Annotated in this window: 9 protein-coding genes; 7 read left to right on the top strand and 2 right to left on the bottom strand. The window is 68.4% G+C overall.

Going from position 1 to position 8,285, the window contains the following annotated elements:
* Position 1 precedes the first annotated feature (1 nt).
* Complete coding sequence (gene argB, locus PHQ87_RS12235) at positions 2–913, bottom strand: acetylglutamate kinase (RefSeq protein WP_300234651.1); 912 nt, start codon at positions 911–913, stop codon at positions 2–4.
* Between the two features lie 178 nt (positions 914–1,091).
* Between argB and PHQ87_RS12230 the strand changes: the two genes are divergently transcribed.
* The 4 genes from PHQ87_RS12230 (at position 1,092) to PHQ87_RS12215 (ending at position 4,308) form a co-directional block, all read left to right on the top strand.
* Positions 1,092–1,622, top strand: a complete 531-nt coding sequence (locus PHQ87_RS12230; protein ID WP_300234649.1) for a phasin family protein — start codon at positions 1,092–1,094, stop codon at positions 1,620–1,622.
* Between the two features lie 126 nt (positions 1,623–1,748).
* Entirely contained in the window at positions 1,749–2,411 is a 663-nt protein-coding gene (locus tag PHQ87_RS12225) for a TetR/AcrR family transcriptional regulator (protein ID WP_300234646.1), read from the top strand.
* Entirely contained in the window at positions 2,408–3,199 is a 792-nt protein-coding gene (locus tag PHQ87_RS12220) for a hypothetical protein (RefSeq protein ID WP_300234643.1), read from the top strand. The genes PHQ87_RS12225 and PHQ87_RS12220 overlap by 4 nt, the downstream gene beginning before the upstream one ends.
* Positions 3,200–3,375: 176 nt before the next feature.
* A complete protein-coding gene (locus PHQ87_RS12215; RefSeq protein ID WP_300234641.1) occupies positions 3,376–4,308 on the top strand; it encodes a LysR substrate-binding domain-containing protein in 933 nt (310 codons plus the stop codon).
* Between the two features lie 18 nt (positions 4,309–4,326).
* On the opposite strand, the gene PHQ87_RS12210 is transcribed toward PHQ87_RS12215, so the two are convergent.
* Positions 4,327–5,673: an aspartate aminotransferase family protein gene (locus PHQ87_RS12210; RefSeq protein WP_300234639.1), complete on the bottom strand. Its 1,347-nt coding sequence runs from the start codon at positions 5,671–5,673 to the stop codon at positions 4,327–4,329.
* Between the two features lie 133 nt (positions 5,674–5,806).
* Here PHQ87_RS12210 and PHQ87_RS12205 point away from each other — a divergent pair, with 133 nt between their 5' ends.
* The 3 genes from PHQ87_RS12205 to PHQ87_RS12195 form a co-directional block, all read left to right on the top strand.
* A complete protein-coding gene (locus tag PHQ87_RS12205; RefSeq protein ID WP_300234636.1) occupies positions 5,807–6,727 on the top strand; it encodes a LysR family transcriptional regulator in 921 nt (306 codons plus the stop codon).
* Positions 6,728–6,778: 51 nt separating this feature from the next.
* A complete protein-coding gene (gene pyrC, locus PHQ87_RS12200; protein ID WP_300234633.1) occupies positions 6,779–7,822 on the top strand; it encodes a dihydroorotase in 1,044 nt (347 codons plus the stop codon).
* 41 nt (positions 7,823–7,863) lie between these two features.
* Positions 7,864–8,285 (top strand): NYN domain-containing protein (locus tag PHQ87_RS12195; protein WP_300234629.1); only part of this gene is annotated, 422 nt, incomplete at its 3' end.

The following is an 8,285-nucleotide window of genomic DNA, read 5'->3' as shown; positions in this document are numbered from 1 at the left end:
GTCAGGAGGACTTGATCATGGTGCCGAAGGGCTCGTCGCCCAGCACTTCGAGCAGCAGGGCATGCGGCACGCGGCCGTCGATGATGTGCACCGCGTGCACGCCGCTCTTGGCGGCGTCGAGCGCACCGGCGATCTTGGGGATCATGCCGCCGCTGATGGTGCCGTCCGCGCACAGCTCGTCGATGCGGCGCGGCGTCAGCTCGGTCAGCAACTGGCCTTCCTTGTCGAGCACGCCGCGGATGTTGGTCAGCATCAGGAGCTTCTCGGCCTGCAGCACCGTGGCGAGCTTGGCCGCCACCACGTCGGCGTTGATGTTGTAGCTCTCGTTCTGCTCGCCGAAGCCGATGGGGCTGACCACCGGGATGAACTGGTCGTCCTGCAGCGCCTTGACCACCGCCGGGTCGATCGAGACGATGTCGCCGACCTGGCCGACGTCGTGCTCGATGGCAGGGTCCTGCTGATCGGACAGGCGCAGCTTGCGGGCGCGGATCATGGCGCCGTCACGGCCCGTGAGACCGACGGCCTTGCCACCGGCGGCGTTGATCAGGCCGACGATGTCCTGCTGGACTTCACCGCCGAGCACCCACTCGACCACCTCCATGGTTTCGGCGTCGGTCACGCGCATGCCCTGGATGAAATGGCCCGTCTTGCCCAGGCGCTTGAGCGCCGTCTCGATCTGCGGACCGCCGCCATGCACCACCACCGGGTTGATGCCCACCAGCTTGAGCAGCACCACGTCTTCGGCGAAGTCCTGCTGCAGGGTCGGGTCGGTCATGGCGTTGCCGCCGTACTTGATGACCATGGTCTTGCCATGGAACTGGCGGATGTACGGCAGGGCCTGGGCCAGGATTTCCGCCTTTTCGCGCGGCTGGATGTGCGACAGATCGGCGGGGCTGGGGTTCGGGGTGGTCATGACGGGTCCGTGGAAGAGCAGGAAACGAAATGTGAGTGCCGGGAAATTGTAGAGGCGGCGGACGTCGGGCCGGCGCCTAGGGCACGCGCTCTACACAGTCCGGTGCGGCCATCCTACAGTGGAACCCTGTCGGCGCCCTTCGGGGCGCCATGGGATAAGCCTCTTACCGATCACCACCATGGCCACCCGCAAACGCAGTGCTTCCTCCGCCGCCGAGTCGGATCCTTCCCCGCTGACCAGCACCATCCGGGAGTCCGCGCAGCAGATATGGCTCGCCGGGCTGGGCGCGTTCGCCAAGGCGCAGGCGGAGGGCGGCAAGGTGTTCGAGGCGCTGGTCCGGGAGGGTCAGACGATGCAGCGCAAGACGCAGGCCGCGGCCGAGGAGGGACTGCAGGAAGCCTCCAGCCGTGTGAGCAGCCTGGCCTCCGACATGGGTTCTCAGGCTGCGGGCCAGTGGGGCCGGCTGGGGACGCTGTTTGAAGACCGGGTGGCCACGGCGCTGGGCAAGCTGGGCATGCCGACGGCGCAGGAACTGGCGAACCTGCGCGCGCGCATCGACGAGCTGAGCGCCCAGGTGCAGGCGCTGGAGCGGCAGAACGCGGCACGCCGCTCGCCGCCGGCGCGTCAGGCGTCCGCCGCCAAGGCCGCGGCCAGGGCGGTGCCGCGCAAGGCCGTGCGCAAGGCCGCCGGCAGGACGGAGCAGTCCTGACGTGCATGCTGCATCGCAGCAAGACGACAGCGGGTGAGGCCACTACACTGGCCCCATGCGCCCGGGATGTGCTGGACATTGTGATGCAGGAGGCTCCGCCGCGACGTCGCCTTGGAGGGGGGCGTCATGGTGAAGAAGCAACCACGGCGGACCGCCGAGCGTATCCTCGAGGTGACGCTGGCGTTGTTCAACCGCTTCGGTGAGCCCAACGTCTCGACCACGCTCATCTCCTCGGAGCTGGGTATCAGCCCGGGCAACCTGTACTACCACTACCCGGCCAGGGACGAGCTCATCAATGCCCTGTTCGAGCGCTATGAGCGGTCACTGGGCGAATTGCTCCTGGCCGCGCACGAGGCCGGCGATGTCGAGGATGCGTGGTTTTTTCTGCACTCGCTGTTCGAGCTGGTCTGGGATTACCGCTTCCTGTACCGTGATCTCAACGACCTGCTTTCGCGCAACCGGCTGCTGGAAACACGCTTTCAGGTGGTACTGGATGACAAGACGCGCGCGGTGCGCGGGATGCTGGCGACCATGGAGCGTACCGGCGCTGTCGACATGGGCGGGGGAGCGCCCGAGCCGGTGGCCACGGCGATGGTGGTGGTTCTGACCTACTGGCTCAGCTTCGAGTATGTGCGCGATCCGCGTCGTGCGCTGGAGCCGGAACATGCGCAGCAGGCGCTGATGCGGGGGGCGTATCACGTGCTGACCCTGCTGGCGCCGTACATGGCGCCCGGGCAGCGGGCGCACATGCAGCGCCTGGCTGGTGCTTATCGGGAGACTTTCTCATGACTCTGGTGATGACCGATGCGGCATGGACGGCTGCGCCCGATGCCGTGCTCGGGCGGCTCGACCCGTCGGATGTGTCGCGCAACTGGATGCGGCTGCACGGGACCGATGGCGTGCCCCTGCCCACGTCGCCGCCCCTGCTCGAAGCCTGGACGCTGTACCACAACGGCCATTTCGCCCAGGCGCGCGAAAGGGCCCTGTCGCTGGGACCCGATGGCTGGGGCCTGGCGCTCAAGGCGGCCTGCACCCAAGCCGTGTACGTCGAGCCCAGCGATGCGATGCGGCTGGCGCTGCTGTGGGCGGCGGCCGAGCAGGCCGGCCAGCACTTGGCGCAGGCGCGGCAGCGACCCGAGCTCTGGTACTGGCAGGCCCACGCTCTGGCGCGGTACAGCCAGGGCATCAGCGTGGCCAAGGTGCTGGCCCGCGGCATCGGCACGCAGGTGCGGACGGCGCTGGAGCAGACCATGCGCCTGGTGCCCGACCATGTGGACGGACATCTGGCGCTCGGCAGTTTTCACGCCGAAATCATCGACAAGGTGGGGGAGCTGATTGGCGGCATGACCTATGGTGCCCGGCGCCAGACCGGACTGGACCACTACCAGCGCGCCAGCGCCCTGTTTCCTGAATCGCCCGTGGTGCTGTACGAGCACGCCAGCGGCCTGTTGCGGCTGGGCGGGGACGGTGCGCACGAGCGTGCGCGCCGGCTGGTTCAGGCCGCCGAACAGCGGATGCCCGCCGATGCGATGGAGCGCCTGTACGTGGCGCGGGCTCAGGCCGATCTGGACGGGTGATGGTGAATAACCCCCTGCGTGGCTGCGCCGCTTCCCCGCTCTTGTGCGTGGTTGCGCCGCCTGGGGTGCAGGTGCGCCCGACGGCCTGGCGGCGCCGGTTCCGTGGGGGCTCACAGTGGGTGCCTGTCCCCGGGAGCGCGTCTTCGCTGGCGTGCCTGCATACATAATCGGCGGCCATGGACACCAAGTGGCTGGAAGATTTCGTCAGTTTGGCCGAGACCCGCAGTTTCAGCCGGTCGGCCCAGTTGCGTCACGTGACGCAGCCGGCTTTCTCGCGCCGCATCCAGTCGCTCGAGGCATGGGCGGGCACCGACCTGGTGGATCGCTCGTCGTACCCAACGCGGCTGACGCCGGCGGGGCAGACCCTGTACGGGCAGGCGCTGGAGGTGCTGCAGGCCCTGCAGAACACGCGTGCGATGCTGCGCGCACACACCTCGGCCGCGCAGGACGTGATCGAGTTCGCGGTGCCGCACACGCTGACCTTCACCTTTTTCCCGGCGTGGCTGTCCAGTCTGCGTGACATCGGTCAGCCGATCAAGAGCCGGCTCATCGCGCTGAACGTGCACGACGCCGTGATGCGGCTGGTGGAGGGCACGTGCGACCTGCTCATTGCCTACCACCATCCCTCGCAGCCGATCCAGCTCGATCCGGCGCGCTACGAGATGCTGCCGCTGGGCAGCGAGACGCTGGCGCCTTACGTCAAGCCCGACGAGCGTGGCGAGCCGCGCCACGTCCTGCCCGGCACTGCGGCGCATCTGCTGCCTTATCTGGCCTATGCGCCCGGCGCCTACATGGGCCGTGCGGTGGACCACCTGCTGAGCCAGAGCGTGACGCCGGTGCACCTGGACCGCATCTACGAGACGGACATGTCCGAGGGCCTCAAGGCCATGGCGCTGGAAGGCCACGGTGTGGCTTTTTTGCCGGCCAGTGCCGTGCGGCGCGAGGTGGCCGCGCGCCGGCTGGTCCGGGCCGGCGAAGGCTACGAGACAACGCTGGACATCCGCATCTACCGCGAACGCCCCGGCTCGCGCAAGGCCAAGCGCATCGTCGACGAGTTCTGGCGCGAACTGCAGGCGAAGCTGCCGGCCACCGAAGCAGCGGCCGACTGAGGCACCCGCGCCGCGCGATCAGGCGGTCGCTTCGAGTGCCTCGCCGACGGCGTTGACGAGGGCGTCGATCTCGGCCGGGGTGCTGATGAAGGGTGGGGCCAGCTGGATGGTGTCGGCGCCGTAACGCACGTAGAAACCCTGCTTCCAGCAGTGCATCGCGATCTCGAACGGGCGCTTGGCCGGTTCACCCGGCGCGTGCGCGATCGTCAGGCCGGCGGCCAGGCCGATGTTGCGGATGTCCTGCACATGCTGGGCGCCGCGCAGGCTGTGGACGGCCTTTTCGAAGTGCGGGGCGAGGGCCTGCACCATCTGCGGCGAATGCTCCCTTTCCAGCAGGTCCAGGGTCGCCAGTCCGGCGGCGCAGGCCAGGGGGTGCGCCGAGTAGGTGTAGCCGTGCGCGAACTCGACCATGTACTCGGGGCCACCGGCGACCATGAAGGTGTCGTAGATCTCGGCCTTGGCGACCACGCCGCCCATGGGCACCGCGCCGTTGGTGACCTGCTTGGCGAAGGTCAGGATGTCGGGCGTGACGCCGAAGGCCTCGGAGCCGGTCCAGGCACCGCAGCGGCCGAAGCCGGTGATGACCTCGTCGAAGATCAGCAGGATGTCGTGCTGCGTGCAGATCTCGCGCAGGCGCTGCAGGTAGCCGGCCGGCGGCACCACCACGCCGGCGGAGCCGGAGAAGGGCTCGACGATCACGGCCGCGATGTTGCTGGCGTCGTGCAGTGCAATGATGTCCAGCAGCCGGTTGGCCAGCGCCTCGCCGCCCTCGGCGGGGATGCCCTGGATGAAGGAGCCGGCCGGCGGCTGGGTGTGGGGCAGGTGGTCGGCCTCGATGCCCTGGCCGAAGGTCTTGCGGTTGCCACCGATGCCGCCGACGGAGATGCCGCCGAAGTTGACGCCGTGGTAGCCCTTTTCGCGGCCGATGAAGCGGGTCTTGCCGGCCTGGCCTTTCAGGCGCCAGTAGGCACGCGCCATCTTCAGCGCGGTGTCGGCGGACTCGGAGCCCGAATCGGTGTAAAAGACGTGGCTCAGGCCGGCAGGCATGTGCTGCACGATCTTCTCGGCCAGCTGGAAGGCGGCGGGGTGGCCGAACTGGAAGGCGGGTGCGTAGTCGAGCGTGGCGGCCTGGCGCGCGATGGCGTCGGCGATCTCGCGCCGGCAGTGGCCCAGACCGCAGGTCCACAGGCCCGAGAGGCCGTCGTAGATGCGGCGGCCCTGGGCATCGATCAGGTAGGCGCCTTCGCCGCCTGTGATCAGGCGCGGGTCCTTCTTGAACTGGCGGTTGCCGGAGAACGGCATCCAGTGCGCGTCGAGCTGGGCGGCCGTCAGGCCGGCGGTGGCTTTCAGGTCGGTCATGTCCATGGCGGCGGGTCCTGTGGAAGAGATGGAAAAAAGGGAATGAATGGGGCGATTGTGGGGCGGACGCCGGATTCTTTAAACTGCAACATGGCGCTATTCAGTTGCGTATCTGTGAAACTTTGAAAGGCTCATTTCCATGGCGCATTCCAGGGCCTGGCTGGGGCAGGTGGGCGACACCGACATCCGGCTGCTCAAGGTGTTCCGGTCAGTGGTCGATTGCGGTGGCATGGCGGCGGCCGAGCTGGAGCTCAACATCGGCCGCTCCACCATCAGCCGGCACGTCAAGGACCTGGAGCAGCGCCTGGGCTTGGTGCTGTGCCGGCGCGGGCGCGGGGGCTTTTCGCTGACCGAGGAGGGGCGGCGCGTCTATGCCGACACCCGGCGCCTGCTGGAGGCGCTGGAGGGTTTTCGCGCCAGCGTCGGTCAGATGCATGGCGAGCTGACGGGCACCCTGCGGCTGGGGCTGTTCGACAAGACGGTGACCAACCCGGCCGCCCGCGTGGACCGCGCCGTGCGCGAATTCCGCGCCATCGCGCCGCAGGTGGGGCTGGAGCTGACGGTGGGGGCGCTCAACGTGCTGGAGCCGGGTGTCATCGACGGCTCGCTCGACCTGGCCATCGTGCCCGACCACCGGCGCTCGCGCAGCCTGCGCTACCTGCCGCTGTTCCAGGAGCAGATGTACCTGTACTGCGGGCGCGAGCACCCGCTGTTCGTGCGCCGGCAACCGACGCTGGACGACGTGCGCGCGGCCGACTGCGCGGGCCTGGCCTTTCATTCGCCGAACATGGATGTGACGCGCCGCTTCGGCCTGCGGCGCGGCGCGCTGGTCAACGACCAGGAGGCGGTGGCGCTGCTGGTGCGCTCGGGCGGCTACGTGGGCTTTCTGCCCGACCATTACGCCGCCATCTTCGTGGACCAGGGCGAGATGCGCCGCGTGGCGTTGCCCGAGCTGGGCTACACGGTGGATTTCGTGGCCGTCTCGCGCCCCGCGCCGTCGGCATCGCGCCTGGCGCAGACCTTCCTGCAGACCCTGGCGCAGGTCCACGGCATTGACTGAGCCGTGCTGCAGCGCATGGGACAATTCGACATCTCTGCAGAACGCACGACCATGAGCACCGACATCACCTCCCTGACCATCACCCGCCCCGACGACTGGCACCTGCACGTGCGCGACGGCGAGGCCCTGCGCACCGTGGTGCCGCACACTGCGGCGCAGTTCGGCCGGGCGATCATCATGCCCAACCTCAAGCCGCCGGTGACCACGGTGGCGCAGGCGCTGGCCTACCGGGAGCGCATCCTGGCCGCGGTACCGGCCGGCATGGCCTTCGAGCCGCTCATGACCCTGTACCTGACGGACAAGCTGCCGCCCGAGGAGATCGCGCGCGCGAAAGAGGCCGGTGTGGTCGCCTGCAAGCTCTACCCGGCCGGCGCCACCACCAACAGCGATGCCGGCGTCACCGACATCCGCAAGACCTATCGCACGCTGGAGGCCATGCAGAACGCCGGCGTGCTGCTGCTGGTGCACGGTGAGGTGACCGATCCGTCGGTGGACCTGTTCGACCGCGAGGCGGTGTTCATCGAGCAGCAGCTCGAGCCGCTGCGCCGCGATTTCCCGGGCCTGAAGATCGTGCTGGAGCACATCACCACGAAGGAAGCCGCGCAGTACGTGGCCGAGGCCGACGGGAACCTGGGCGCCACCCTCACCGCGCACCACCTGCTGTACAACCGCAACGCCATCTTCACCGGCGGTATCCGCCCGCACTACTACTGCCTGCCCGTGCTCAAGCGCGAGACGCACCGCCAGGCCCTGGTGGCTGCGGCCACCAGCGGCAGCCCGAAGTTCTTCCTCGGCACCGACAGCGCGCCGCACCCGGCCCACCTGAAGGAACACGCCACGGGCTGCGCCGGCTGCTACACCGCCCACGCGGCCATCGAGCTGTACGCCGAGGCCTTCGAACAGGCGGGCGCGCTGGACAAGCTCGAGGGCTTTGCCAGCTTCCACGGAGCCGACTTTTACGGCCTGCCCCGCAACCAGGGCACGATCACGTTGAACCGCCAGCGCTGGACGGTGCCTGCCAGCTACCCGTTCGGCGACGCCGAACTCAGGCCCCTGCGTGATGGCGAGGAACTGAACTGGCGCATGGTGACCTGAATCCGGCACCGCTTCGCACTGTCCAAGGAAGGAGAACATCCATGTCGTCCGAGCGCCAGTTGCGCATCGCGCTGCTCATCGACGCCGACAACGCCCCGGCGGACAAGATCGACGAGATCCTGACCGAGCTGTCCACGCTGGGCGAGATCAACGTGCGGCGTGCCTACGGCAACTGGACCAAGTCCGGCCTGCAAGGGTGGCAGAACCGCCTGCTGGAGTTTGCGATCCGGCCGATCCAGCAGTTCGACTATTCCAAGCGCAAGAACGCCACCGACATGGCCATGACCGTGGACGCCATGGAGCTGCTCTACACCGAGCGGCCCGATGCGTTTGGCATCGTTTCGTCCGACGCCGACTTCACACCCCTGGTGATGCACATGCGCGCCAGGGGCGCCGCGGTGTACGGGTTCGGTGCGGCGCAGACGCCCAAGCCGTTCGTGAACGCCTGCTCGCGCTTCCTGTA

The sequence above is a fragment of the Hydrogenophaga sp. genome, assembly GCF_028698005.1.
GTDB lineage: Bacteria > Pseudomonadota > Gammaproteobacteria > Burkholderiales > Burkholderiaceae_C > Hydrogenophaga.
Note: the sequence above shows the minus strand (reverse complement) of the source record. Positions and strands in the feature narration are given on the sequence as shown.